Origin of the sequence: Actinoplanes sp. DH11, from assembly GCF_020873875.1 — a bacterium.
GTDB lineage: Bacteria > Actinomycetota > Actinomycetes > Mycobacteriales > Micromonosporaceae > Actinoplanes.
In genome coordinates this window covers 103,876-128,349 of the sequence record NZ_JAHWGU010000005.1, presented here as the reverse complement: position 1 = coordinate 128,349, position 24,474 = coordinate 103,876, and the positions used below count along the sequence as shown (strand labels likewise).

At 71.0% G+C, this 24,474-nt stretch carries 22 protein-coding genes; 12 read left to right on the top strand and 10 right to left on the bottom strand.

Annotation, left to right across the window (positions count from 1 at the left end; genetic code table 11):
- Window positions 1–16 precede the first annotated feature (16 nt).
- On the top strand, window positions 17–814 hold the full coding sequence (locus LPA41_RS09345) for an SGNH/GDSL hydrolase family protein (RefSeq protein ID WP_229069631.1): 798 nt from the start codon (window positions 17–19) through the stop codon (window positions 812–814).
- On the opposite strand, the gene LPA41_RS09340 is transcribed toward LPA41_RS09345, so the two are convergent.
- Window positions 798–3,098 (bottom strand): peptidoglycan recognition protein, encoded by a 2,301-nt coding sequence (locus LPA41_RS09340; RefSeq protein ID WP_229069628.1) that lies wholly within the window; start codon window positions 3,096–3,098, stop codon window positions 798–800. The two genes, LPA41_RS09345 and LPA41_RS09340, sit on opposite strands and share 17 nt — an antisense overlap.
- Window positions 3,099–3,256: 158 nt before the next feature.
- Window positions 3,257–3,745: a TspO/MBR family protein gene (locus LPA41_RS09335; RefSeq protein WP_229069627.1), complete on the bottom strand. Its 489-nt coding sequence runs from the start codon at window positions 3,743–3,745 to the stop codon at window positions 3,257–3,259.
- A 142-nt stretch (window positions 3,746–3,887) separates the two neighbouring features.
- Between LPA41_RS09335 and LPA41_RS09330 the strand changes: the two genes are divergently transcribed.
- Window positions 3,888–4,034 carry a hypothetical protein gene (locus LPA41_RS09330; RefSeq protein ID WP_229069625.1) on the top strand — a complete coding sequence of 49 codons (147 nt, stop codon included), beginning with the start codon at window positions 3,888–3,890 and terminating at the stop codon, window positions 4,032–4,034.
- Between the two features lie 4 nt (window positions 4,035–4,038).
- Here LPA41_RS09330 and LPA41_RS09325 read toward each other — a convergent pair whose 3' ends face one another.
- Window positions 4,039–5,733: an alpha-glucosidase gene (locus tag LPA41_RS09325; RefSeq protein ID WP_229069624.1), complete on the bottom strand. Its 1,695-nt coding sequence runs from the start codon at window positions 5,731–5,733 to the stop codon at window positions 4,039–4,041.
- 82 nt (window positions 5,734–5,815) lie between these two features.
- On the opposite strand from LPA41_RS09325, the gene LPA41_RS09320 reads away from it, so the two are divergent.
- From LPA41_RS09320 to LPA41_RS09305, 4 genes are all read left to right on the top strand, one after another.
- Window positions 5,816–6,850: a glycosyltransferase family 4 protein gene (locus tag LPA41_RS09320; protein WP_229069623.1), complete on the top strand. Its 1,035-nt coding sequence runs from the start codon at window positions 5,816–5,818 to the stop codon at window positions 6,848–6,850.
- Window positions 6,851–7,041: 191 nt separating this feature from the next.
- Entirely contained in the window at window positions 7,042–8,235 is a 1,194-nt protein-coding gene (locus LPA41_RS09315) for a glycosyltransferase (protein ID WP_229069621.1), read from the top strand.
- Window positions 8,232–9,368 carry a glycosyltransferase gene (locus LPA41_RS09310; RefSeq protein ID WP_229069619.1) on the top strand — a complete coding sequence of 379 codons (1,137 nt, stop codon included), beginning with the start codon at window positions 8,232–8,234 and terminating at the stop codon, window positions 9,366–9,368. Before LPA41_RS09315 ends, LPA41_RS09310 begins: the two co-directional genes overlap by 4 nt.
- Window positions 9,365–10,849 (top strand): glycoside hydrolase family 130 protein, encoded by a 1,485-nt coding sequence (locus tag LPA41_RS09305; protein ID WP_374238134.1) that lies wholly within the window; start codon window positions 9,365–9,367, stop codon window positions 10,847–10,849. Before LPA41_RS09310 ends, LPA41_RS09305 begins: the two co-directional genes overlap by 4 nt.
- 20 nt (window positions 10,850–10,869) lie before the next feature.
- Here the strand turns inward: LPA41_RS09305 and LPA41_RS09300 are convergent, their stop codons facing one another.
- Complete coding sequence (locus tag LPA41_RS09300) at window positions 10,870–11,697, bottom strand: methyltransferase domain-containing protein (RefSeq protein ID WP_229069617.1); 828 nt, start codon at window positions 11,695–11,697, stop codon at window positions 10,870–10,872.
- Window positions 11,698–11,919: 222 nt separating this feature from the next.
- On the opposite strand from LPA41_RS09300, the gene LPA41_RS09295 reads away from it, so the two are divergent.
- Window positions 11,920–12,939, top strand: a complete 1,020-nt coding sequence (locus LPA41_RS09295) for a Gfo/Idh/MocA family oxidoreductase (RefSeq protein WP_229069615.1) — start codon at window positions 11,920–11,922, stop codon at window positions 12,937–12,939.
- Window positions 12,940–13,108: 169 nt separating this feature from the next.
- Here the strand turns inward: LPA41_RS09295 and LPA41_RS09290 are convergent, their stop codons facing one another.
- The 5 genes from LPA41_RS09290 to LPA41_RS09270 all read right to left on the bottom strand — a co-directional run bounded on the left by LPA41_RS09290 (window position 13,109) and on the right by LPA41_RS09270 (window position 17,482).
- Complete coding sequence (locus LPA41_RS09290; RefSeq protein ID WP_229069614.1) at window positions 13,109–14,122, bottom strand: amidohydrolase family protein; 1,014 nt, start codon at window positions 14,120–14,122, stop codon at window positions 13,109–13,111.
- Window positions 14,123–14,316: 194 nt separating this feature from the next.
- Window positions 14,317–15,549 carry a kynureninase gene (gene kynU, locus LPA41_RS09285; RefSeq protein WP_229069612.1) on the bottom strand — a complete coding sequence of 411 codons (1,233 nt, stop codon included), beginning with the start codon at window positions 15,547–15,549 and terminating at the stop codon, window positions 14,317–14,319.
- Entirely contained in the window at window positions 15,546–16,397 is an 852-nt protein-coding gene (kynA, locus tag LPA41_RS09280; RefSeq protein WP_229069610.1) for a tryptophan 2,3-dioxygenase, read from the bottom strand. The genes kynU and kynA overlap by 4 nt, the downstream gene beginning before the upstream one ends.
- A 42-nt stretch (window positions 16,398–16,439) precedes the next feature.
- Window positions 16,440–16,850, bottom strand: coding sequence for a YchJ family protein (locus LPA41_RS09275; RefSeq protein WP_229069608.1), 411 nt, complete (start codon window positions 16,848–16,850; stop codon window positions 16,440–16,442).
- A 122-nt stretch (window positions 16,851–16,972) separates the two neighbouring features.
- Window positions 16,973–17,482 (bottom strand): methyl-accepting chemotaxis protein, encoded by a 510-nt coding sequence (locus LPA41_RS09270; RefSeq protein ID WP_304523756.1) that lies wholly within the window; start codon window positions 17,480–17,482, stop codon window positions 16,973–16,975.
- Window positions 17,483–17,630: 148 nt separating this feature from the next.
- On the opposite strand from LPA41_RS09270, the gene LPA41_RS41770 reads away from it, so the two are divergent.
- Window positions 17,631–19,136, top strand: a complete 1,506-nt coding sequence (locus tag LPA41_RS41770; RefSeq protein WP_308036529.1) for a DUF6596 domain-containing protein — start codon at window positions 17,631–17,633, stop codon at window positions 19,134–19,136.
- A gap of 104 nt (window positions 19,137–19,240) precedes the next feature.
- Here LPA41_RS41770 and LPA41_RS09255 read toward each other — a convergent pair whose 3' ends face one another.
- The gene (locus tag LPA41_RS09255; protein ID WP_229069606.1) at window positions 19,241–19,594 is read right to left on the bottom strand and encodes a YciI family protein; all 354 of its coding nucleotides are present in this window, start codon (window positions 19,592–19,594) and stop codon (window positions 19,241–19,243) included.
- Between the two features lie 197 nt (window positions 19,595–19,791).
- On the opposite strand from LPA41_RS09255, the gene LPA41_RS09250 reads away from it, so the two are divergent.
- From LPA41_RS09250 to LPA41_RS09235, 4 genes are all read left to right on the top strand, one after another.
- On the top strand, window positions 19,792–20,787 hold the full coding sequence (locus LPA41_RS09250; protein ID WP_229069604.1) for a LacI family DNA-binding transcriptional regulator: 996 nt from the start codon (window positions 19,792–19,794) through the stop codon (window positions 20,785–20,787).
- Between the two features lie 333 nt (window positions 20,788–21,120).
- Window positions 21,121–22,500 (top strand): ABC transporter substrate-binding protein, encoded by a 1,380-nt coding sequence (locus LPA41_RS09245; protein ID WP_229069602.1) that lies wholly within the window; start codon window positions 21,121–21,123, stop codon window positions 22,498–22,500.
- Window positions 22,501–22,568: 68 nt separating this feature from the next.
- Window positions 22,569–23,507, top strand: coding sequence for a carbohydrate ABC transporter permease (locus LPA41_RS09240; RefSeq protein WP_229069600.1), 939 nt, complete (start codon window positions 22,569–22,571; stop codon window positions 23,505–23,507).
- A gap of 2 nt (window positions 23,508–23,509) precedes the next feature.
- Window positions 23,510–24,397: a carbohydrate ABC transporter permease gene (locus LPA41_RS09235; RefSeq protein ID WP_229069599.1), complete on the top strand. Its 888-nt coding sequence runs from the start codon at window positions 23,510–23,512 to the stop codon at window positions 24,395–24,397.
- Window positions 24,398–24,474: the final 77 nt, after the last annotated feature.

Here is a 24,474-nt window from a genome sequence, read left to right as displayed (position 1 = left end):
GCCGGGCATGCGCCTGATGAACCCGGTTCCGATGATCGCCGCCGCATTGATGGCCACCGGTGTCGCCCTGGCCGCGCCGCAGGCCGCCACGGCGGCAACGGGGACGCCGCCGGCGGCGCGGGCATCGGCGGCGGGGCAGGCATCGGCGGCGGCCGTCCGGCAGCCGATCCAGGCGACTCCCGGCATCCCCGTCCGGATCATGCCGTTCGGGGACAGCCTCACGTTCGGCAAGGGCGACCGCGCCGAGAACGGCTACCGCGCCGAACTCTTCACCTGGCTGGCCCTGGCCGGGGTGCACGCCGACTTCGTCGGTTCGCAGCGCAACGGCAGCGGCGCCGACACCGCCCACGAGGGACACCCGGGCTGGCGGATCGCCTGGCTGAACCGGCACACCGACTTCTGGATGCGCAAACATCGCCCGCAGGTGGTCCTGCTCGACATCGGCACCAACGACCTGCTGCGCAACCAGGCCGCCGGCGCGCCCCGGCGGCTGGACCAGCTGATCGACCGGATGCTCGCCACCGACCCCAAGGTGCGGATCGTGCTGGCGAAGCTGCTGGTGGTCCGGGGCCGGCACGAGAAGGAGTTCCGTTCGTTCAACGCGACGCTCGCCCGGGCCGCGGCCCGGCACCCGGGCAACGTCACGCTCGTCGACATGTCCGCGATCCCGGCCACGGACACGGTGGACGGCGTGCACCCGGACGAGCTCGGTTACCGCAAGATGGCGTACCAGTGGTTCCAGGGTCTGCGCCAGATCCTGCCCGGCGGCCGTTCCTGGCAGCCGGTGCCGAACCCGTTCAGCGCAGGTAGGTGAGCCCGTCGAGCAGCACGGACGGCCGCCCGGCGGTGCCTTCCACCTGCACTGTCACCGTGTGGGTGCCGGCGGTCGGCCACATCCGCGTCCAGACCGCCTGGCGGTAGCGCGTCCCCGATGACCGCAGGTCCACCACGCCTTGATCACGCCCGTCCAGGAAGACCCGGATCCGGCCCGAGGTCGCGGTCCGCCCGGCCACGAGCGCGGCGGAGCGGCCGGTGAACGTCCAGCTCATCGACGCGCCGCGAGCGGACGCGGCGGCGGCTTCACTGCCCAGGAAGCGCGGGTCGCGCGCGGTGCGCCAGGTTCCGGTCCGCCGGGCGCCGGCTTCGGCGACGAGCACGGGTGTACGGGTGACCGAAGCGCTCCGCACGTTCCCGGCCCGGTCCGCGGCCGTCACCGTCCAGGCGTTCGCCTCGCCGAGCCGGGCGGCCGCGTCGTGGGCCCGCGCGGTGGCGCCGAGCACCGCCCGGGCGGTGCCGGTGACCCGTACCGATCGCAGGCCGTGCGCGTCCCTCGCGCCCCAGCTCACCCGGACCGGCACCGCGTCGCTCATGGTGCCGGTGCGCAGCGACACCTGTGGCTCCGCCGGGAACGCGGGCGGCACCGGGTCGGCGATGATCCGCGCGCTGGTCACCGAGGTACGCCCGGACAGGTGCACCGCCTTGATCGCGAGGGTGTGCTCACCGGGCGAGAGCCGGACCCGCGCGCGGCGGTGCCCGGCCGGGGTGGCGACGAACATCCGGCCGTCCAGCCACACCTCGAAGCGGTCCAGCATCCGGGTCGGCGTCGACAGGTCCCAGAGCGGCTGCACGAGCCCCCGGCTGTAGAACTTGCCCGCCGCCGCGCTCGCGCCACCCAGCTGCTGGAAACGCAGCCCGATCGGTGCGCCGCCGGCGATCGTGCGGATCGCCGGGAGTTGCCGGTAGAGCGCGGTGCCCGGGCACTCGGTGGAGCCGGCGTCCCGATGCCCGGAGATCCGGCTGAAGGTCACCGCCCGGCCGGCCGCGTGCTTGTTGCTGCCGCCGGAGACGAGCGCCACCCGCCCGGCCGGCGGGCTGCCCCAGGCACCCAGCTTGTACGCCGCGACCTGCGCCACCGCTGCCCGCGCCGCCACCGGGATCCGCACCGACCGGAAGTCACCGATCACCGCGATCGCGCTGGCGTTGTCGTTGAACCCGAGTGTGTGCGCCCCGAGCACCGAGCGGTGCACCCCGCCGCCGCGCCCCTCGAAGACGGTGCCGCACTTGTCGACCAGGAAGTTGTAGCCGATGTCGTTCCAGCCCTTGCTCTTCACCTGGTAGGTCGCGATGCCCCGCACGATGCTCGCCGACTGCCCGCAGGTGTACCCGTTGCCGGTCGCCGTGTGGTGCACGAACACAATCTTGATGGCCCCCGTGTAGCTCGGCGGATCCGCCACGCTCCCCTCATTGGCCCCCCAGCCGGCCCGCGTCACCATCCGCGGCACCGGCCGCGCCGGCAGAACCGGATTCCGCCGCGCCCGATCCGCCGCGTTCCCGCCCGCCCTCCGGGCGGCGCTTCCGGCCCGGCCCGCGTTCTGGGCTCGGCCTGCGTTCCGGGCTCGGCCAGCGCTCTCGGCTCGGCCTGCGTTCTGGGCTCGGCCGGCGATCTCTGCCCGGTCCCGGCCGCTCGCCGCTGCCCCCGGCCGCATCTCCGGCGCCTCCCCGACGCCCTCGCCGTCCGGGTTGATCAGGTCCACCCGCATTCCCCGGGGCAGCGTCCGCGCGCCCTCGACCCGGGCCTCGACGCCGTCCGACAGACCGACCCAGAGCGGATCGCTGGCCCCCCGCGCGCCGGGCCCCTCAGCCCCACCCGAAGCGTCCGGATTGTCCGTCTCCAACAGCTGCCAGGGCGTCCACCGGCCCGTCCCCGCCGTCCGCGTCCGCACCTCGATCCGCCCGTCGCTGACCACCCGCGGATCCGCCCAGGTGACACCGACCATGCTGAACGGCTCAGTACGCCGCGGCGGCAACTCAGCCCGCCCACCGCTCAGGGGCTCGGCTCCGCCCCGCATCACGGTCGGAGCCGCCACGGCCGGAGCCGCCGCGGCCGGAGCCGTCACGGCCCGAGCCGCCGCGCCGGCGAGCCGCAGCCCGTCCCCGCGCACCTCTCCCGGCGTCAGCGCGAAGGTCTGCAGCACCGGCCCCGAGGACCGGACCGGGTCAGCCGGCTGCGGGACCGTACCGGCGATCGCGACCGCGACGGCCGGTGTGGCGGCGACCAGGGCGGCCAGCAGACGGGTGGTGAGCCGGTTGCGGCGCATGGAAACTCCCCCGGCCACCGGCGGAAGGGGTCAATACGGGACGTACCGGCGACCATGTGACACCTTGCCGGTGCCAGGAGTGACAGGTGGGGAGTTTCGTGAAAAAAGCTCGGATTTTTACCCGGGTGGCGGCAATCCCGGCGAACGGACTCGCCCGGTCAGTTCGCCAGCCAGATCGCGGTGTTCAGGGCCGTCGCGAACGACACCCACGCCCAGTACGGCAGCAGCAGCCCCGCCGCGACCTTGGAGACCGGCCGGAACTTCCCGACGGTCACCCCGATCAGCACCCAGAGCACGACGATGTCCATCAGCGCCAGGCCGTACTGCCCGGCACCGAAGAAGATCGGTGTCCAGATCGCGTTCAGGACGAGCTGCACCGCGTACCAGTTGAGCGCCGGCGACCAGCCGGTGCGCCGCCAGACCAGCCAGCCGCTCACCGCGATCATCGCGTACAACGCGGTCCAGACGGGGCCGAACAGCCAGGACGGCGGCGCCCACGAGGGCCGGTCGAGACTCTGGTATTCGCTCGCGGTGCCGGCCACCCCGAGACCGCCGATCAGCGCGGCGGCCGCGACCGCGACGCCGAATCCGGCCAGGGCCAACCAGGGTGAGACGTGCCGCCCGGAGCGCATCACGGAACTGGTCATGCGCTCACGTTTACCCCGTACCCCGGCCGTGAACCTCGATGGTCAAGAAATATCGCCATCGAGATTGCCGCCGGTTGTTTAGCGCCGCTCGAGGTGGGGGTAAGGGCTCGCCGCCCCACACCCCCACATCGAGGAGCACCCCATGCCCATCCCCGGACTCTTCTACCTGATCGCCGTGATCCTGCTGGTCCTGGCGGCGCTGCCGATCAGCACGCGCGGTGTGAGCCTGGCGCTGCTGGGCGCCGCCTTCGCCCTCCTCGGCTACTCCTGGGACACCATCACCGGCTGACCCGTCAGCGGGTCCGCTTGTAGACCACGGCCTGCCAGGGGGCCAGCAACCCGTCGACGGGGGCCTGCGGCAGGTTGTTCAGGATCAGCTCGCCGGCCAGGTCGATCCCGGCCCGGGCCGGCTCGCCGGAGAAGTTGCCGACCACCAGCAGCTCGGTGGATCCGAGGGCACGGGTGAAGGCGTACAGGCGCTCGTCGTCGGGCAGCAGCATGGTGAAGTCACCCTGGGCCACCGCCGGTTCGGCGTGCCGCAGCGCGATCAGCCGGCGGTACCAGTGGAACACCGAGTCCGGGTCGGCCCGCTGCGCGGCGGCGTTGATCTCGCGGTGGTTCGGGTTCACGGCCAGCCACGGTGTGCCGGTCGTGAAGCCGGCCTGCGGCGAGTCGTCCCACTGCATCGGGGTGCGCGCGTTGTCCCGGCCCCGGGCACGCAGCACGGTCAGCACCTCGTCCGGGTCGCGGCCTTCCAGGTCGAGCGCCTGCCGGTACTGCCCGAGCGCCTCGATGTCCCGGAAGTCCTCGATCCCGCCGAACGGGTAGTTCGTCATCCCGAGCTCTTCGCCCTGGTAGACGTAGGGCGTACCGCGGTGCAGGTGCAGCACGGTGCCGAGCATCTTGGCCGACGTCACCCGGTGCTCGGGGCTGTCGTCGCCGTAGCGGGAGACCACTCGCGGCTGGTCGTGGTTGTTCCAGTAGAGGCTGTTCCAGCCGAGGTCGGCGAGCCCGGCCTGCCACCGGCCCAGGATGGCCTTGAGCTGGGTCAGCCGCAACGGCATCAGCAGCCAGGGGTCGGGGCCGCGGTCCACCCACACGTGGTCGAACTGGAAGACCATGTCGACCTCGTGCCGCTCCGGGTCGGTGTGCAGCCGGGCCTCCTCGACCGTGACCCCCGGCATCTCGCCGACGGTCAGCAGCCCTTCGCGCCCGGCGAACACCTCGCGGTGCATCTCCTGGAGGAACTCGTGCAGCCGGGGTCCGCCGACGTACGAGGCGGAACCGTCCGCGTACGCCGCACCGGCGCTGAGCCGCCCGTCGGGCAACGACCCGTCCTCGCCGACCACCTTGGAGATCATGTTGATGACGTCCATCCGGAAGCCGTCCACGCCCCGGTCGAGCCACCAGCGCATCATGGCGTAGACCGCCTCCCGGACCTCCGGGTTCTCCCAGTTGAGGTCGGGCTGCTTCTTGGAGAACAGGTGCAGGTAGTACTCGCCGGACTTCTCGTCGAACTCCCAGGCCGGCCCGCCGAAGACCGAACCCCAGTTGGTCGGCTCGGCACCGGGGGTGCCCGGCTCCATGCCGGCGCGCGCCGGCCGCCACCAGTACCAGTCCCGCTTCGGGTTGTCCTTGGCCGACCGGCTCTCCTGGAACCACGGGTGCTCGTCCGAGCTGTGGTTCACCACCAGATCCATGATCAGCTTCATGCCGCGGGCGTGCGCCCCGGCCAGCAGTTCGTCGAAGACGGCGAGATCGCCGAAGAGCGGCTCGATGTTCTGGTAGTCGCTGATGTCGTACCCGTTGTCGTCCTGCGGCGACGGGTAGATCGGCGAGAGCCAGAGCACGTCGACACCGAGCTCGGCCAGGTGGTCGAGGTGGTTGATGATGCCGCGCAGGTCGCCCATGCCGTCGCCGTCGGAGTCCGCGAAGCTCCGCGGGTAGATCTGGTAGACAACCGCCTTCTTCCACCACGATTCCGTCATGGCTCTTCTCTAACACGAGAACGCGCGCGATACCGGCCAGGCATACTGACGACGTGCTTATGGCCGGAAAGCGTGATTTGTCATGAGGATAGCGATGTTGGGCCCTATCGCCTGGCGTACCCCGCCGCTGCACTACGGCCCGTGGGAGCTGATCACCAGCCTGCTGACCGAGGGACTGACCCGGCGCGGCGTGGACGTCACCCTCTTCGCCACCCTGGACTCGGTCACGGAGGCCACCCTCGACGGCGTGACACCCACCGGGTACGAGGAGAACGACGCCATCGACGGCCGGGTGTGGGAGGCGATCCACGTCAGCCACGCGCTGGCCCGCTCCGGCGAGTTCGACCTGGTTCACAACCACCTGGACTGGCTGCCGCTGGCGTTCGCGGCGCACTGCCGGGCGCCGCTCGTCACCACCGTGCACGGCTTCTCCGGCCCGAACATCCTGCCGGCCTACCGGCGGGCGCAGACCGAGCACGGCGCCCGCTTCGTCGCCATCTCGGACAGCGACCGCTCCGCCGACCTGGAATACCTGGCGACCGTGCACCACGGCGTCGACCTGGCCGGTTTGCCGTTCCATCCGGACGGCCCGAATCATCCGGAAGTGAATCGGGACGACCTGCTCCTGTTCGGCCGGATCCATCCCGACAAAGGCACGGACATCGCCATCGAGATCGCCCGCCGCGCCGGTCGCCGCCTGATCATGTGCGGAATCGTCCAGGACCGCGATTACTTCACCGCCCGCGTGGAGCCCGATATCGACGGTGACCGGGTCGTCTATCTGGGTTCGGTGGGACCGGACGAACGCGGCACCCTCCTCGGTTCCGGAGCCGCGCTGTTGCACCCGATCCGGTTCGCCGAGCCGTTCGGCCTCTCGGTGGTCGAGTCGATGATCTGCGGGACGCCCGTGGTCGCGTACCGGAAAGGCTCCATGCCGGAGGTGGTGGACGAGGGCGTCACGGGGTTTCTGGTGGAGACGGTGGACGAGGCGGTGGCCGCGATCGACCGGCTCGGCCGGATCGACCGGGCGGGGTGCTCGGCGCATGCCCGCAAGCGGTTCTCGGCCGACCGGATGGTGGAGGACTACCTGTCGATTTACCGAAAAATCATCAGCTGAATACCTTGGTCTTGTTAACGTCGCAATGTGAATTGCGCGTTAAACAGGCCAGTTTCCCGGTCTGCGCTGACCGCCTGCTCCGTATCGGCCCGGTCTGTCTCCGCGCACTTCTCGCGCGGTTTCCCACATCAAGCCCGCGCGCGCTGAGTCCGTGCTGCGGGGAGGCAGCCGGCCGAGGAGAAAGGCCTGTCATGCCCGCGACATACGGGTTTCTGAGCACTTATCCCCCCACGCAATGCGGTTTGGCGACGTTCAATGCGGCACTCGCGACGCACCTGGCCGCCGGCACCGCCGGTTCCGGGGTGGTCCGGCTGCTCGCCGGCGACAACACCAGCGGCGGGATGGCTCTCGACCGGGCCGCGCCGCGGGTCGTGCACACCTGGAACACCGATCGCCCGGGCGGCTGGGTCGCGGCCGCCACCGCGCTCAACCGCTTCGACGTGGCGATCGTCCAGCACGAGTACGGCATCTATCCCGGTGACGCCGGGGCCGAGATCCTGCCGGTGCTGCGCGCCCTGCGCGTGCCCGTGATCGTGGTCCTGCACACCGTGCTCACCCACCCGGACCAGCTCCAGCGCTCCGTGCTGGAGGAGATCGCCGCCACCGCCGACGCCGTCGTGACGATGACCGACACCGCGCGCACCCGGCTGACCGGCCTCTACCAGGTCGATCACCGCAAGGTGACGGTGATCCCGCACGGCGCCGCCGATCACGGCGTCCCGGGCGCCGCCCGGACGACGGACGACGACGCCCCGCCGGACCACCGGCCGCACCTGCTCACCTGGGGTCTGCTCGGGCCCGGCAAGGGCATCGAGTGGGCGATCCGGGCCCTGTCCCTGCTCGACGACGTACGCCCCGGGCCGCTCTACACGGTCGCCGGCCGGACCCATCCGAAAGTCCTCGAACAGCAGGGCGACCAGTACCGCGAGTCCCTCCGGACGCTCGCCGAGCAGTGCGGCGTCACCGACCAGGTCCGCTGGTCCGACGTCTATCTGACGCCGGCCGGCCTGTCCCGGCTGATCCGCTCCGCCGACGCGGTGGTGCTGCCCTACGACTCCACCGAGCAGGTCACCTCCGGCGTCCTGATCGAGGCCGTCGCCGCCGGTGTCCCGGTGGTGGCCACCGAGTTCCCGCACGCGGTCGAGCTGCTAGCCGACGGGCCGGGCCTGCTCGTACCGCATCAGGACCCGGAGGCGATGGCCATGGCCATCCGCCGCGTGCTCGCCGATCCCGGCCTGGCCGAGCCGGGTCTGGCCGGCCGGCTCACCGGCCTGGCGGGCGGCCCGACGCTGCGCTGGCCCGCGGTGGCCGCGCGGTACCAGGCGCTCGCCGCCCGGCTGCGCGGCGCCCGGCGGCCGCTCGCTGCCCAGACGATCCCGGCATGAGGGGCAACTCCCGCCTCCGGGGCTCCCTGCGGCTCATCCCGCCACCGATCCAGCTCGGGGACGCGCCCGAGCCTCGCTGGGACCACGTGTTCCGCCTCTCCGACGACACCGGCCTGCTCGAACACGCCCGCAACGCGATCGTCCGGCGCGAGCACGGCTACTGCGTCGACGACGTGGCGCGCGGGCTGATGGTGGCCGCGCGCGAACCGCGGCCGGGTCCGCAGCTCGTCCGGCTCGCGGAGCGCTATCTGGCCTTCCTCACCCACGCGGAGGGGCCGGACGGCGCCTTCCGCAACCGGATGAGCTACGACCGGCGCTGGCTGGACGAGCCGTCGCTCGGCGACTGGTGGGGCCGGGCCCTCTGGGGGCTGGGCACGGCGGCGGCGCGGGCCCAGCCGGCCTGGCTGCGGCGGGAGGCGGCGAACGCCTTCCAGCAGGGCGTACGCAGCCGGTCGCCCTGGCCGCGCGCGATGGCGTTCGCCGGCCTCGGTGCGGCCGAGGTGCTCCGCGCCGACCCGCACGACCGGGCCGCGGCCGAACTTCTCGCCGACGCCGTCACGGTGATCGGCGTACCCGGTGCCGAGCCGCACTGGGTCTGGCCGGAACGGGAACTGACGTATGCGAACCCGGCCCTGGCCGAGGTGATCATCGCGGCCGGCGACCTGCTGGGCGACGAGGGTCTGCTCGCCGACGGGCTGCGGATGCTCGCCTGGCTCTGCCGGGTGCAGGAGCACCACGGCCACCTCTCGACCGTCCCGGTGATCGGCTGGCGGGCCGGCGAGCACCGGGACCGGATCGGCGACGCGAGCCCCGGCATCCGGCCCGACCTGCTCGATCAGCAGCCGGTCGAGGCTGCGGCCACGGCGGACGCCTGCGCCACCGCGGCCGCGGTCACCGGGGACGAGCGCTGGGACGCCCCGCTGTTCCAGTCGATCGCCTGGTTCCTGGGTGACAACGACACCGGAACGGTGATGTGGGACAGCGAGACTTATGGTTGTTATGACGGATTGACGGTTGATGGTCCTAATCTGAACCAAGGAGCCGAATCCACCCTCGCGCTCGTCTCCACGCTGCAGCATGCCCGCGGCCTGGCAAGCCGGAGCGCGACCCGACCGTCAGGCGGCCTAGCGTGACCGCAACCGTGAATGCTCAAGACATCACCCGTCACAACATCACCATGACGCCGGACGCCCGCCGCGTGGTGATCAAGCTGTTCGTCCCCGGCGAGGAAGCGCACGGAACCCACAACCGGACATCCCGCATGATCGAGCGCGTCCTCCAGCTCGACGACGCGGACATCAACACCCTGCTGGACGACGTGCTCAACCGCTTCGCCGGGCGGCACCACGACATCCTCTCGGTGTTCCAGCACCACTACGAGGTGGTCCAGCACCGGGTGCCGACGGAGATCGAGCTGTCGCCGGCCGCCCGGACGCTCATCGGCGCGTACTTCAGTCACGAGTTCTCGGTCGAGGCCGCGGCGCTCTGCAACCCGTCGATGGTGCCGCACCCGGACCAGAGCGATCTGGCGCCGGGCGAGCTGCGGGCCGCGGTGAGCCTGCGGCAGATCGGCGAGGGGCACATCTCCTCGATCGGGTTCTGCAGCGTGGTGCTCGGGCCGGGCGCTGCGATCCGGATGGAGGATCGGGACGGACCGCTGATGATCGGCCATCGGGTCGGCGCCAAGCACATGCGGCATCAGCTGTTCGCTGCCCTCGGCGACGAGGACATCGACAACGAGGCCTCGGCGTACGTCCTCAACGCCCTCCCGGAGCGGTACGACGACCAGGAGTTCGAGGACATCATGAGCCACCTGCCGACGGAACTGCTGGCCCGGCCCACCACCCCGATGACCCTCGAGCTGATCCGCCGGGTCGTCGGCGACGACTACGCCGTCAACTTCCCGGCCACCATCCCGCTGCACCAGCGGGTGCTCTGGCCGGCCACGCCCAGCGAGGGCCGGGGCATGGAGGACGCCCGGTTCGTGCAGGTGATGGACCCGGACGGACGCCCGGCCTACCAGGCGACCTACACCGCGTACGACGGCTTCAACATCTCCGGCCGGGTCATCTTCAGCCGCGACCTGCGGCACTTCGAGGTGGCCACGCTGCACGGACCGGCCGCCCGGAACAAGGGCATGGCGCTGTTCCCGCGCTACGTCAACGGCAAGAAGATGGCGCTGTGCCGCTCCGACGGCGAGACCCTCGGGCTGGCCGTCCGGGACGAGAAGCACCGGTGGCAGCCGGCCGGTCCGCTGCTCGTGCCGCACCGTGGCTGGGATCTGATCCAGGTCGGCAACTGTGGCTCGCCGATCGAGACCGAGGCCGGGTGGCTGGTGCTCACCCACGGTGTCGGGCCGATGCGCCGCTACGCGATCGGCGCCATGCTGCTCGACCTGGAACACCCGGATCGGGTCATCGCCGACCTGCCGCAGGGCCTGATCGACCCGGACGAGATCGAGCGGGAGGGGTACGTGCCGAACGTCCTCTACTCCTGCGGCGGGCTCGTGCACGACGGGCGGTTCTGGCTGCCGTACGCCTCCAGCGACGTGCGGAACAGTTTCGCCAGCATGCCGCTGGACCGCCTGCTGCACCGCATGGTGCCGGTCAGCTGAGGACCCCGCGGTGCCGGCCGTCAGGCCGGCACCGTGCCGGTCACCACCCAGATCGTGAGCACGGCGAGGAACGTCCCGCTCGCGCCGGCCGCCTCGACGCAGGCCAGCCACTCGTCCCGCAGGCCGGGCGGGGTCGCCCACACCTCCTCGGGCACCCGCGGGTTGACCATCGGCAGCACCACGGCGGCCGAGTCCGGGCTGGTGAACACGCACGTCACCGGCACGGCGGCCAGGTCGGTCAGGCCGGCCGCGACGAGACGGCGCCGCAACGTACGCCCCATGTCGTGCTGTTTGGGGGTGAAGTGCCCCCGCACGTGGGCCAGCACCACGTCGCCCAGCCCGGACGGCATCCCGTCGAAGGCGAGCGACGACCAGTCCGTGTCGACGAGGCAGATCCGTCCACCCGGCCGGGTCACCCGGATCAGCTCGTCGATGGCCCGGTCGGCGCTCTCCACGTGCTGCAGGACGCGCTCGCACCAGACCCCGTCGAACGCGTCCGACGGCAGATCGAGGGCGCAGACGTCGCCGGTCAGGTAGCGCACCGCACTGCCGTCGTGCCGCGCGACCGCGGCGGCCGTGATCGACGCCGAGTGGTCCAGAGCGACCACCTCGCCGGTCGGCGCGACCTCCCGGGCGAGCCGGCGGGCCACCTCGCCACTGCCCGAACCCGCGTCCAGCAGCCGCTGCCCCGGTGCCGGGGCGAGCATCTCGAACGCGACGCGGCGAACCCGCCGGATCTCGGGATGGCGGCCCATTTCGGTCAGCGCATCCAGCAGCATCGCGGACATCGAGGCCGGCAAGCCGTCGATGTCGGAGAACGGGGTCCGTTCCTTCTGTGCGGGTTCCATGGGATCGATTGTTCATCCCGATCAGCCCGATCGACCGTGCTCGTCAGTCATCCGACAGGGGCGTTACCTGGCCTTACGCTAGATCGAAGCCGATCTGTGCGTGATGCGAACGGGCCCCGAGGGGCCATTGGGGCTATACACCCAGGGTGATGGGGCATGCATCACACGTCACGGCGAAGATCGTGTGCAACAGGACGGCAACGGATGTGAAAAACTCCGAGCATGATCGAGCGGGTTAAGTTCGGGCTGGTCGGCTACGGCACCGGCGGACGGGTGTTCCACGCACCCCTGATCGCCTCGGCTCCGAACATCGATTTCGTCGGCGTGGTGACCACTTCCCCGGAGCGGCGCGCCCATGTCGCGGAGCAACTGCCGGGCGTGACGGCGTACGACTCCATCGCCGCGCTGGCCGCCGCCGGCGTGCAGGCCGTGGCGATCTCGACGCCCGCGGCCACCCACGCCGACCTGGCCGCCGAGGCGATCGCCGCCGGCCTGGCCGTGGTCGTCGACAAGCCGTTCGCGCTCGACGCCGCGGCGGCCCGCAAGGTCGTCAGCACCGCGGAGGAGGCGGGGGTGCTGCTCACCGTCTACCAGAACCGGCGCTGGGACTCCGACTTCCTCACCATCCGCAAGCTCGCCGAGAAGGGCTCGCTCGGCGACATCCGCCGCTTCGAGTCCCGGATGGAGCGCTGGGCGCCGGACCGCGAACCGCCCGCCGCCGGCGGTGGCACCCTGCTCGACTTCGGTTCCCACCTGGTCGACCAGGCACTCCAGCTGAACGGCCCGGCCGAGCGGGTGTACGCCGAGATGCGCGGCGAACCCCGCGACGACGACTTCTTCGTGGCGCTGCACCACACCAGCGGCGTCGAGTCGCACCTGTGGGGCAGCTGGCGGCAGGCCGGTCCCGGCCCCCGGTTCCGGGTCACCGGCAGCGCCGGCACCTACATCTCACCGGAACTCGACCACCAGGAGACCCTGCTCAAGGGCGGCCGGACCCCGGCCAAGCTGGGCGACCGCTGGGGCGTCGAACCGGAACACCGCTGGGGCCACCTCTTCCGCGGCGCCACCGGCGCACCCGTCGAGAGCTGCCGGGGCCGCTGGGACACCTTCTACCCGGCGGTGGCCGCCGCCGTCCTGGGCGAGGGCTCGCTGCCGGTGGACCCGTGGGACTCGGTCCGCGCCATGGAGATCCTCGACGCGGCCCGCGAGTCCGCCACCACCGGCACCGCCGTAACCGTCTGACCCGCGCACCGCGCACCGCACCACCGCGCACCGCACCGCACCACCGCGCACCGCACCGCACCACCGCGCACCGCACCACCGCACACCGCACCACCGCACCTTGCCCTCGCGGCGCCGTTGCCGGCGCCGCCGGGCCACCACCCGCGTGCCGAGACCAGGCCGGCTGGTTTCAGCAGTGGTTCGGCAACGCGGTTCCGTCGATCGCCCGCGCCGTCGCCAGCGAGTCGGCGAAACGGTCCGCATCCAGGTCGAGGCCGCCGTCGACCACACTGAGCACCGAGCTGTCACTTTCGGTCATCGCGGACAGGACCGCATGCGGCTCCAGGCCAGCTTCCTGCAACGCCCGGATCTCCCGGACGTTCACCCCCGCCGGCAGCGGCCCGTTCCCGAGGTCGGTGCCGTAGCGCACGCTTCCCCCGTACCCGAGGAAGCGCCGCAGGTTGTCGACGGCGATCTCCCGTGCCGGGTCGGGTGTTCCCCAACCGTGGATGTCGAGCGTGCTGATCCAGCGCATCCGCTCCGCGCAGGCTCGCACCAGGTCGTCGTCCAACCGCTCTGTCCAGGGCGTATGCGCCAGAATGCCGGCACCGGCGTCCAGGGCGGCGGCGACCGTTCCGGTGCCTTCGGCGTGCACGACGACCTCGAGCCCCGACGCGTGCGCCGCGCCGACCAGCGACGTCAGCGTGTCCTGCGGCAGCAGCGGGCCGCCGGCGTGCGCGGTCACCTTGATCAAGGAGGCCCCGGCCGACCGGGCCTCCGCCACCGCCTCGTGGGCGTCAGCGGCCGAACGGATCTCCCGCCAGCTGCCGGCAGGCGCCCACGAACGGTCGCTCGGATAGCCGCCCGGAGCGATCAGAAACGGTCCGGCATAGCGAACCAGCGGCAGGTCGGTGCCCGGCTGCCGGGCGCGTTCGGCGAGATCTTCAAGATCCTTGGGTACGCCGCCGAGGTCCCACACCGACCCGATCCCCCCGGCCCGGACGGCCGTGAGGTCGACGAGCGCCGCGTGCACGTGCGCGTCGACGAGCCCGGGCAGCAGCGTGCCGCGGAACCGCCGGGTGCCGGCGACCGGCGCCAACTCCCCCGGCACCGGCTTCGCGATGCCGTTCTCGCCGACCCGCAGCGCGACGCGCGACCGCAGCCGGCCGCCCCACCACACCGAGTCGGCGATCAGCCAGCGCACCCGCGGCGCACCCGACCCGGACCGCAGAGCCGCCGCCGCACAGCCCCCGTCCGAAGCACCGCAGCAAGCCGCCGCACCCGCCACGCCCGCCGAGCCACCCGACGAACCCGCCGTGCCACCCGACGAAGCCGCCGCGCCACCCGACGAAGCCGCCGCGCCGCCGGGAGGACCGCCCGGAACGCCGGAGCCGGAGGTCATCGCTGCTTCTCGAGGAGGTCGCGCAGCACCGACAGCCCCTGATACACCTCGCTGAAGCTCGTGCTCAGCGGCGCCGGCCCGATCCGCAGCCCGTCCGGCCGGCGATAGTCGGGGATCACCCCGCTGTCCCACAGCGGCTCCAGCAGCTGCTCGAAGCCGGGCCGTCGCAGCGTCACGTGCCCACCGCGCCGGGCGGCGTCGCGCGGGCTCACCACATCGACGCCGGCCTCTGTCAGCCACGCGTCGGCCAGGTCCAGCACGTACCCGGTGAGCAGCAGCGACTTCTCCCGCACCGCCTCGATCCCGGCTTCGGCGAGCATGTCCAGGTTGGCGTGCAGCGGGACCATCGCGAGGATCGGCGGTGTCCCGCTGAGCAGAGCCCGTACGCCCGGGGCCGGCTCGTGACCGTGCCCCATCTCGAAGGACGCGCGATGCCCCATCCAGCCCAGGATGGGCTGGCGCAGCTCGTCCTGCAGGTCGTGGCGCAGGTAGGCGAAGGCCGGCGCACCGGGCCCGCCGTTGAGGTACTTGTAGGTGCAGCCGACCGCGAGGTCGACACCCCACGCGTCGAGTTCGACGGGCACCGACCCGGCGGAGTGGCACAGGTCCCACAGGGTGAGCGCGCCCGCCTCGTGCGCGATCCGGTTGATCTCCGGGATGTCGGCGAGCCAGCCCGAGCGGTAGGCGACGTGGCTGAACAGCACCAGGGCGGTCCGGTCGTCGACCACCTCGGCGACCTGGGCGGGGTGCACGCCGGTCAGCGGGTCCGCGGAGATCCAGACCAGTTCGAGGCCCCGTTCGGCCGCGATGCCCTCCAGCACGTACCGGTCGGTGGGGAAGTTGTCGGTGTCCAGCACGACGCGGCGGCGGCCGGGCCGGGCGTCCACCGCGGCCCGCGCCAGCTTGTAGATCAGCACCGTGGTCGAGTCGGCGATCACGGTCTGCCCGGGTGCCGCACCGAGGGCGACGGCGCCGAGCCGGTCACCGAGGGTGATCGGCCAGTCCAGCCAGCCGTCGGTCCAGCCGCGGATGAGCCGGCCACCCCACTGTTCCCGGACGAACGCGTCCATCAGCCGGGCCGTCGCCTCCAGGGGCCGGCCCAGCGAGTTGCCGTCGAGGTAGGAGAGCAGGTCCGAGGCGGGCGCGGTGAGGAACCGGTCGCGGAACCCGGCGAGCGGGTCGGCCGCGTCGAGCGCCTTCGCCCGGTCGAGGAGCAGGTCGCCGCTCAACGGGGAACTCCGATCTCGGTGCGGACGGCGTAGAGCTCCGGGAAGAATGTCAGATCGAGAGCCGCCTTCAGGAACGAGACCCCGCTCGAGCCGCCGGTGCCGCGTTTGAAGCCGATCGTCCGTTCCACCGTCTTGAGGTGCCGGAACCGCCAGAGCTGGAAGTTCTCCTCCAGGTCCACGAGGTCCTCGCAGGCTTCGTAGACGTCCCAGTTCTGGTCGGCGTTCTCGTAGATCCCCTGGAAGACGGGCACCAGCTCGGCGCGGTACTCGTAGGGTTCGGTGACGTCGCGCTGCAGGATCTCCATCGGCACCGGGTGACCGCGCCGGGCCAGGAAGTGCAGGAACTCGTCGTAGACGCTTGGCGTACGCAAGGCGTCCTCGAGCAGTTCCCGGGCCGCCGGCTGGTCGTTGAAGATCGACAGCATCCGCCGGTCCTTGTTGCCGAGCAGGAACTCGATCGCCCGGTACTGGTACGACTGGAACCCCGACGACGTGCCGAGGAAGCTGCGGAACTCCGCGTACTCGCTCGGCGTCAGGGTGGCCAGCACCGACCACTGCTCGGTCAGGGTGCGCTGGATGTGCTTGACCCGGGCCAGCCCTTTGAGAGCGGGACGCAACTCGTCCTTCGCCAGGTGCTGCTGTACTGCCTTCAGCTCGTGGATGACCAGTTTCAGCCACAGCTCCGACGTCTGGTGCTGCAGGATGAAGAGCAGCTCGTCGTGGTGCGCGGGCTGACTGACCGGGTGCTGCGCGTCCAGGATCCGGTCGAGACGGAGGTACTCCCCGTACGACAGGTTGACCTTGAAGTCTCGGACGATCCCGTCCTCGAGCGGCCGCTGAGCCGACATGACGCTCTCCTTCCCCGCACCGGTGCAGGCTGGTTCAGTGGATCACAGGGGCAACGGCCCCCAGTAGACCCACTGTCCCTCGTGACGCACGAACCGGCTCAGCTCCTCCATCACACCCGGCTTGCCGCCCTCGCGGTAGTGCGCCCGGAACCGGACCGACCCCTCCGCGTCGAACACTGAGCCGCCGGCCGTTTCGAGGACTTCCAGGCGTACCCAGCGCAGCCCCGGATCGTCGGCGACGTCGGCCTCGTGCGGCGGGCGGGTCTCCGGGTGCCACGTGCGGTGGACGTGGTCGGTGCGACCCAGCGCATACGCGCTGAACCGCGAGCGCATCAGGGTTTCCGGGTCCGCCGCCGGCTTGCCGTCGTGGAGAGGGGCGCAACAGCGGGCGTACGCGGCCGCGCCGCACGGGCAGGCGGCGGAGGCGGTACGGGGCGAACGCTTACGAGCCATGCCGCCAGTCTGCCCCAGCGTGATCCACCCGTCGGGGCCCAGCCCGTCCGTCGGGGCCCAGCCCGTCCGTCGGGGCCCAGCCCGTCCGTCGGGGCCCAGCCCGTCCGTGGCCCAGCCCGCGCTCAGCCCGCCTGCTGCTCCACGACGATGCCGCTGATCACCTTCTGGCAGCGGTCCAGTTCCTCGATCAGGCCCTGCATCTCCTCGATCGCCGACACCGCGTTCTGCGTGTCCGACCGGATGCCACCCACCTGCGTACCGATCTCGCTGGTGGCCGTGGCCGTCTCGTTCGCCAGGTCCTTGACCTCGCTCGCCACCACGGCGAACCCGCGCCCCGCCTCACCGGCCCGAGCCGCCTCGATGGTGGCGTTCAACGCCAGCAGGTTCGTCTGCTTCGCGATCGTGGCGATCAGCTGAACCACTTTGCCGATCTCCGTGCTGCTGGCCTCCAGCCGCTGGATCACCTGCACCGCGGTCTCGGCCGCCCGCACCGCCGCCTGGGTGGCCGTCGCCATGTCGTTGCTGACGTTGGCAAGCCGGTGCACGGAGTCCCGCTGCCGGTCCTGAGCCTGCGCCGACCAGTCGTCCTGCCCCGCCCCGGACGACCAGCTGTCGTTCTGCCAGTCGGACATGTGGTGACGGCCCCTTTCTCCCGGTCGTCTCAAAACATCCCATCCCACCCACCTCCCCCGAAGCGTTTTCCCTGATCCCGCGTGGCCCGGCGCCCGATCACGGCTCGGCCCGGGCAGGGCAGGGGGGCCGGGCGGGCAGACTGGGCGGGTGGACGGCGTCCGGGAGATCCTCGATGGCGTGTGGCGGAACGACTCCGCCGGCATGCTCGGTGTCCTCGCGCGCCGCCTCGACGACTTCGACCGCGCCGAGGAGGCCCTTCAGGACGCGATAGCCGAGGCGTTGCGGCGGTGGCCTGCCGAAGGCGTACCCGGGAATCCGCCCGGCTGGCTCGTCCGGACCGCCTGGCGCAAGGCCCTGGACCGCCTCCGCCGCGAGGCGAACGGCCGGGCGAAGCACGCCGCGCTGGCCGCCGAACTCGCCACCGCCCCCGCCACGGGCCCCGGCTCCGATCCGGCCGCCGACCCTGCTTCCGGAACCTTCCCCGGCAGCCCGCCGGGACCACCGACCGGCGACGACCGCCTGGCGATGATCTTCGCGTGCTGCCATCCCAGCCTCCCCGAGAGCTCCCGCGTCGCACTTACCCTGCACGCGGTGGCAGGCCTGCCCGCCGAGTCGGTGGCCGCAGCGTTCCTGCTGCCCAGGGCCACTGCGGCACAGCGACTGGTACGCGCGAAACGCCACCTCCGCCACCACCGCGTCCGCGTCGAGGTCCCACCGCCCGGCGAGCTACCGGCCCGCCTGCCGTCCGTCCTGCGCGTGATCTACCTGCTCTACAACGACGGCTACCTGACCACCCGGGCCTCTCCAGCCGAGCCCTCCGCCGCCGAGCCCTCTGCTCCCAAGCCCACTGCTCCCAAGCCCTCCGCTCCCAAGCCCTCCGCCCCCAAGCCCTCCGCCCCCAAGCCCTCCGCCCCCAAGCCCTCCGCCGCCGAGTCCCGTGCCGCTGAGCCCACTGCCCGCAAGCCCTCTGCCGCCGAGTCCCCCGCCCCCGCCGGTGATATGCCCGGCCGCAACGGCCCGGACCGGCGGGAACTCGCCCGGGAAGCGCTCGGCCTCGCCCGCCGGCTGACGTCGCTCATGCCTGCCGAACCCGAGGTGGCCGGGCTGGCCGCCCTGCTCGAACTCTCCGAGTCCCGCACCGCGTCCCGCTTCGACCGGGCCGGCCGGCTCGTGCTCCTGGAGGATCAGGACCGGTCACTCTGGGACACGAACCTGATCGCCTCGGCGTGCCGCCGGCTGGCCCGGGCGGCGACGCACGACCGGCCCGGGCCCTACCAGCTGGAGGCGACCATCGCGGCGCAGCATGCGCTGGCGCCGGCCTACGAGAGGACCGACTGGGGTACGGTGCGCCGCCTCTACGACCTCCTGGCGACGACCCGCCCCACGCCGGTGGTGCTGCTCGGGCGGGCGGTGGCGACCAGTTTCGTCCACGGCCCCGCCGCGGCCCTGGTCGAGGTGGACGCGCTGGCCGGGCGCCTGGACGGGTACCGCCTCTGGCACGCCACCCGCGCCGGCCTCCTGCACCGGCTGAACCGGCCGGCCGAGGCGGCCACTGCCACCCGCCGAGCCTTGGCGCTGGCCACCGACCCGGCCGAACGCGACCTGCTGACCCGCCGGTTGGAGTCCCTGACCCGGGAGACCGGCCCCCGGTGAGCGCCCACCGTGAGCCCCACCGGCGCTGACCGAGAGCCCTGCCAACGCTCACCGTGACCCTGCCGGCGCTCACCGTGAGCTTCGTCGTTGCGGGCGGCGCCCGGTCAGCGCTCCAGAATCGGCCGGACCTCCACCTTGTCCCCCACGGCGGCGATGCCGGGCCAGCCCGCCGCCACCGCGACCGCGTCGTCGATGTCGTCGGCCTCCAACAGGATGAAGCCGCCGACGACTTCCTTGAGTTCCAGGTACGGCCCGTCGGTCACCTCGGGCTTCCCGTCCCGCCCGCGGCCCACCGTCTTCGCGGTGGTCGTCGGTTGCAGCTCCGCACCGCCTTCGACGATCTTCCCGGCCTCGAACCACTTGCCCCACCAGGCGCCGACCTCGTCCATGAGCCCGTCGGGCAGCTTCGGCTCGTACCAGTTCGACTCGTCCCCAGTGAGGATCATGACGTAGCGCACGGTTGTGTCCTTCCGTTCGTTGTCGTGCTCCCATGACGATCGGGTACCGGGCCGATCGACATCGCGGCGAAAGAATCTCCACCGACCGCACCAGCTCGCCAGCCGATGCGCAACGAATGCAAGGACAACCGAAGTTCCCGGCTTCGAAGCGCTTCGCACGGTTCAATTCTTGCAGGAATCTGACGTAGGATTCCGTCGTGACCAAACGACTAGCCGAGGTGGCGAAGAAAGCCGGCGTCAGCGAGGCCACCGTGAGCCGGGTTCTCAACGGGCGCAGCGGTGTCTCCGAGGCGACCCGCACATCGGTGCTCACGGCCCTCGACGTGCTGGGGTACGAGCGACCCACCAAACTCCGCGGGGAACGGGCCCGCCTCGTCGGCCTGGTCCTGCCCGAGCTGCAGAACCCGATCTTCCCGGCCCTGGCCGAAGTGGTGACCGGCTCGCTGGCACAGCGCGGGTTCACCCCGGCCCTCTGCGCCCGGACCATCGGCGGCGTTCCCGAGTCGGACTACGTCGAGATGCTCCTCGACCACCAGGTCTCCGGCGTCATCTTCGCGGGCGGGTCCTACGCGCTGACCGACGCCTCGCACGAGCACTACCGGCGCCTGACCGACCGCGGCCTGCCGGTCGTCCTCGTCAACGCCGGCGTCGACGAGCTCGGATTCCCCCGGGTGTCCACGGACGACGCGGTCGCGGTGGAGCAGGCGTACGGCCATCTGCGTTCCCTCGGCCACGAACGGATCGGCATGGTCCTCGGCCCGGAAGGTCACGTGCCGTCCCGCCGCAAGCTCGCCGCCATGCTTGCCGTCGCCGGCGCGGACCAGACGATCGTGGAGCGGTCCAGCTTCTCGATGGAGGGCGCCCGCGTCGCGGCGACCAAGCTGGTCGAGCGCGGCGTCACCGGCATCATCTGCGCCAGCGACGTGCTCGCCCTGGGCGCCATCCGAGCCGCCCGCCGGCTGGGCCGCGCCGTCCCGGCCGACATCTCGGTGGTCGGTTTCGACGACTCCGCGTTCATGACCTGCACCGACCCGCCACTCACCACCGTCCGCCAGCCGATCGAGACGATGGGCCAGGCCGCCGTGGACATCCTGGTCAGCCAGATCGAGGAGGCCCGGGTGCTGAGCGACGAGCTCCTCTTCGAGCCGGAACTGGTGGTGCGAGGCTCCACCGCCCCCGCGCCCGCCCACTGACCGCACCGCGCCTGCCACGTGCAGGGGAAGGTCGTCGATCGCTGAAGCGATCGACGACCTTTTTTGCGTTGTCGGCAGGCCCAAGCCCGCTGCCGAAGATGGCCGAAACCGAGTCACTCTGCGCGAATCACTTCGCTGTCAGGATCTGTCGCGAACAAGTCGACTCTTTGCAGAGCACGATCGAAACGTTGCCGACATAAGTCTGTCTCGTTACAGTGACTCCACTCACTCCCGCGCCGGGTCCGGGCCACCGAAGCGGACCCGCAGGGAGACAACTGATGACACAGATCAGCGATGGCCGTGGATAACACCCGCTCCCGAAGGGATGGACAGATGTCCGTACCGCAATACCGGAAGGTCGCGGCGCTGGCGCTCGTGGCCGGCCTGGGGTTCAGCCTCACGGCGTGCTCCACCAAGAGCGACGACGGAGGGCAGGAGGCCGGCGGCAAGGTCACCATCACGGTCGACTGCCAGCCGGTGGGGGCCCAGAAGGAACTCCTGGCCAACTGGAACGAGGACGTCGCCGCGTTCCAGCAGGAGAACCCCGACATCATCATCAAGAGCGTCAGCGTCGGCGAGCAGTGCAACAACCCGCCGGACTTCACCGCCCGGCTGGCCGGCGGCACGATGACCGACGTCTTCTACGGATACATGACCGACGTCCAGCAGGTGCTTGACGCGGGCCAGGCGATGGACATCACCGAGTACGCCACGAAGGAGAACATCCCGACCTGGGACAGCGTGGACCCGGCGCTCAAGGAGGTCTTCACCGACGGCGGCAAGCTGTACGCCGTACCCGTGAAGAACTATTCGATGGGTCTGGTCTACAACAAGGTCCTGTTCCAGAAGGCGGGCCTCGACGTCGACAACCCGCCGAAGACCTGGGCCGAGGTGCGTGCGGCCGCCAAGAAGATCTCCGCGCTGGGTGGCGGGGTCGCCGGCTACTCGGAGTACAGCGCCGGCAACACCGGCGGCTGGCACTTCACGTCGCTGCTCTACTCGCAGGGCGGCCAGGTGCTCAGCGAGGACGGCAAGAAGGCCGCGTTCAACGACGCCGCCGGCAAGCAGGTCCTGCAGAACTTGAAGGACATGCGGTACGGCGACAACAGCATGGGCAGCCGCCAGTTGCTGCAGTGGGGTGACCTGCTGACCAACGCCGGCGCGGGCAAGGTCGGCATGTTCATCGGCGCGCCGGACGCCACCCAGGCGATCGTGAGCCAGTTCCAGGGCAAGTTCCAGGACTGGGCGATGGCTCCGCTGCCCGGCCAGGACGGCCCGGCCAAGGCGACTCTGGGCGGCGGCGAGGGTTACTTCTTCAAGAAGGACCTCACCCCGGAGCAGGTCAAGGCCGGTCTGAAGTGGATCGCCTACCAGAAGCTGACGCCGGGCAAGGGCCAGTTCGACTACGAGCGGGCGAAGCCGCAGAACTACCCGGTGGGCCTGCCCCAGCCGCTGCTGTTCGCGAACGGCAGCGAGGCGCAGAAGCAGGAGTTCGACCTGCGTAAGGCGAACGCCAACCTGGACACCGCGAACTTCGCGCTCTTCGAGACGAACCCGGTCCCGATCAAGGGCGAGCCGCGCAACGCGCAGGCGATCTACGCGGTGCTCGACTCGGCGATGTCCGGGGTCCTGACCGATCCGGACGCGAACATCGACGCCCTGCTGAAGACCGCTGAGGAAAAGGTCAACCAGCTGCTGGCCGCCGGCAGCTGACCCGGCCGTCGCGGGGGCCGGCCCGTCCGGCCCCCGCGCCCCTCGACGACAGAAACAGGAGTTTTCCCTTGGCGATCATCACTGCCCCGCCGCCGGCCCGGCAGGCAGCGTCCGTGCCGTCGGCGAGCGCCCGCCGCAGCCGCAAGCTCCGGGACAACCTCACCGGGCACGCGTTCCTGATCGGGGCGGTAATCTGTTTCGCCCTCTTCATGTGGTACCCGATGATCCGCGGCGTCGTGATGAGCTTCCAGCGCACCCGCCGCGGCGAGACCACCTGGGTGGGCTGGGACAACTACACCCGGATCATCGCCGACCCGAGTTTCTGGACCGCCTGGAAGAACACCCTCTATTTCACGGTCCTGGCGCTCGTGCTCGGCTACGTGGTGCCGTTCCTGGTGGCGATCCTGCTCAACGAGTTCCGGCACGCCAAGGGCTACCTGCGGATCCTGGTCTACCTGCCGGTGATGCTGCCGCCGGCCTCGGCCCTTTTTCTTTTCAAGTTCTACGCGTACGACCCGAGCGAGGCCGGCCTGTTCAACGCGATCCTCGCCAGCCTGGGCCTGCCCACCTCGGAGTGGGTGCAGTCGCCCACGATGACGATGCCCGCCATGGTCATCGCCTCCACCTGGATGAACATGGGTGGCGCCGTCCTGATCTATCTGGCCGCCCTGCAGAACATCCCGGGTGAGCTCTATGAGGCGGCCGAACTGGACGGCGCGGGCATCGTGAAGCGGATCTGGCACGTGACGATCCCGCAGACGAAGCTGATCCTGGCGCTGCTCGCGATGTTGCAGATCGTCGCGACCATGCAGCTCTTCATCGAGCCGCTGATCCTCGCCAACGGGGCCGGCACGCAGGACTCGGCCACCTCCGTGGCGTACCTGATCTATCAGCACGGCTTCTTCCAGAACGACCTGAACGGCGCCGCGGCGCTCGGCGTGATCATGCTGCTCGTGCTGGCCGCCTTCTCCGCCGTGTACGTCCGGCTGAGCACCAAGGAGAACTGACCATGGCACAGGACTCCGGTTCGCGGACCCTCATCTCGCACGCTCAGCTGCGCCGCGGCCGTGGCCGGGTCATCTACTGGCTCCTGCTCTCGGTCGTCGTCCTCGGGTTCACCCTGGTCTTCCTGGGTCCGCTCTACTGGATGGTCACCGGTGCGCTCAAGTCGGGTCAGGAGATCGCGCAGACCCCGCCGTCGCTGTTCCCGAAGGATCCGCAGTTCCAGAACTACATCGACGCCTGGAACAACCTGGACCTGGGCAAGCTGCTGTTCAACACGTTCTACTACGCGGCCGGCGCGGTGGTGTTCCAGCTGATCTTCGACACGGCCGCGGCGTACTCGCTGTCGAAGCTGCGGCCGGTGTTCGGCAACGCGATCCTGGGCCTGATGCTGGCGACACTGATGATCCCGGCGATGGTGCTGATCGTCCCGCAGTACGTGACCGTGATCGACCTGCCGATCCTGCACCTCAACCTGCTCGACTCGCCGTTCTCGATCTGGCTGCCGCTCGTCGCGAACGCGTTCAACATCTTCCTGCTCAAACGGTTCTTCGACTCGATCCCCGAGGACCTGATGGCGGCGGCCATGGTGGACGGTGCCACGCCGATGCGTACCCTCTGGTCGATCATCCTGCCGATGTCCCGCCCGATCCTCGGCGTGGTCTCGATCTTCGCGGTGACGGCGGTCTGGAAAGACTTCCTCTGGCCGAAACTGGTCATGCCGTCGCCGGAGACCCGGACGGTAAGCGTCGGCATCTACGCCTTCGCCGGTGGCACACCGCAGAACGTGGTCATCGCGGCCAGCGTGATCGCCGCGATCCCCACGGTGATCATCTTCCTGCTCTTCCAGCGGAACATCATGTCCGGCCTGACCACCGGCAGCCTCAAGGGCTGAGAGACCCGCATCCACCGGGCGGACGACGACGTCCGCCGGACCCCACACGCCCACGTACGCACGCAGAAAGCAGGTGC

Bases quoted from the DNA above. Each gene is read 5' to 3' on its own strand.
- LPA41_RS09345 (WP_229069631.1), top strand. From the start codon at position 17: ATGAACCCGGTTCCGATGATCGCCGCCGCATTGATGGCCACCGGTGTC.
- LPA41_RS09270 (WP_304523756.1), bottom strand. From the start codon at position 17,482: ATGTCCGACTGGCAGAACGACAGCTGGTCGTCCGGGGCGGGGCAGGAC.
- LPA41_RS09340 (WP_229069628.1), bottom strand. From the start codon at position 3,098: ATGCGCCGCAACCGGCTCACCACCCGTCTGCTGGCCGCCCTGGTCGCC.
- LPA41_RS09330 (WP_229069625.1), top strand. From the start codon at position 3,888: ATGCCCATCCCCGGACTCTTCTACCTGATCGCCGTGATCCTGCTGGTC.
- LPA41_RS09295 (WP_229069615.1), top strand. From the start codon at position 11,920: ATGATCGAGCGGGTTAAGTTCGGGCTGGTCGGCTACGGCACCGGCGGA.
- LPA41_RS09320 (WP_229069623.1), top strand. From the start codon at position 5,816: ATGAGGATAGCGATGTTGGGCCCTATCGCCTGGCGTACCCCGCCGCTG.
- LPA41_RS09300 (WP_229069617.1), bottom strand. From the start codon at position 11,697: ATGGAACCCGCACAGAAGGAACGGACCCCGTTCTCCGACATCGACGGC.
- kynA (WP_229069610.1), bottom strand. From the start codon at position 16,397: ATGTCGGCTCAGCGGCCGCTCGAGGACGGGATCGTCCGAGACTTCAAG.
- LPA41_RS09315 (WP_229069621.1), top strand. From the start codon at position 7,042: ATGCCCGCGACATACGGGTTTCTGAGCACTTATCCCCCCACGCAATGC.
- LPA41_RS09335 (WP_229069627.1), bottom strand. From the start codon at position 3,745: ATGACCAGTTCCGTGATGCGCTCCGGGCGGCACGTCTCACCCTGGTTG.
- LPA41_RS09245 (WP_229069602.1), top strand. From the start codon at position 21,121: ATGTCCGTACCGCAATACCGGAAGGTCGCGGCGCTGGCGCTCGTGGCC.
- LPA41_RS09325 (WP_229069624.1), bottom strand. From the start codon at position 5,733: ATGACGGAATCGTGGTGGAAGAAGGCGGTTGTCTACCAGATCTACCCG.
- LPA41_RS09275 (WP_229069608.1), bottom strand. From the start codon at position 16,850: ATGGCTCGTAAGCGTTCGCCCCGTACCGCCTCCGCCGCCTGCCCGTGC.
- LPA41_RS09310 (WP_229069619.1), top strand. From the start codon at position 8,232: ATGAGGGGCAACTCCCGCCTCCGGGGCTCCCTGCGGCTCATCCCGCCA.
- LPA41_RS09235 (WP_229069599.1), top strand. From the start codon at position 23,510: ATGGCACAGGACTCCGGTTCGCGGACCCTCATCTCGCACGCTCAGCTG.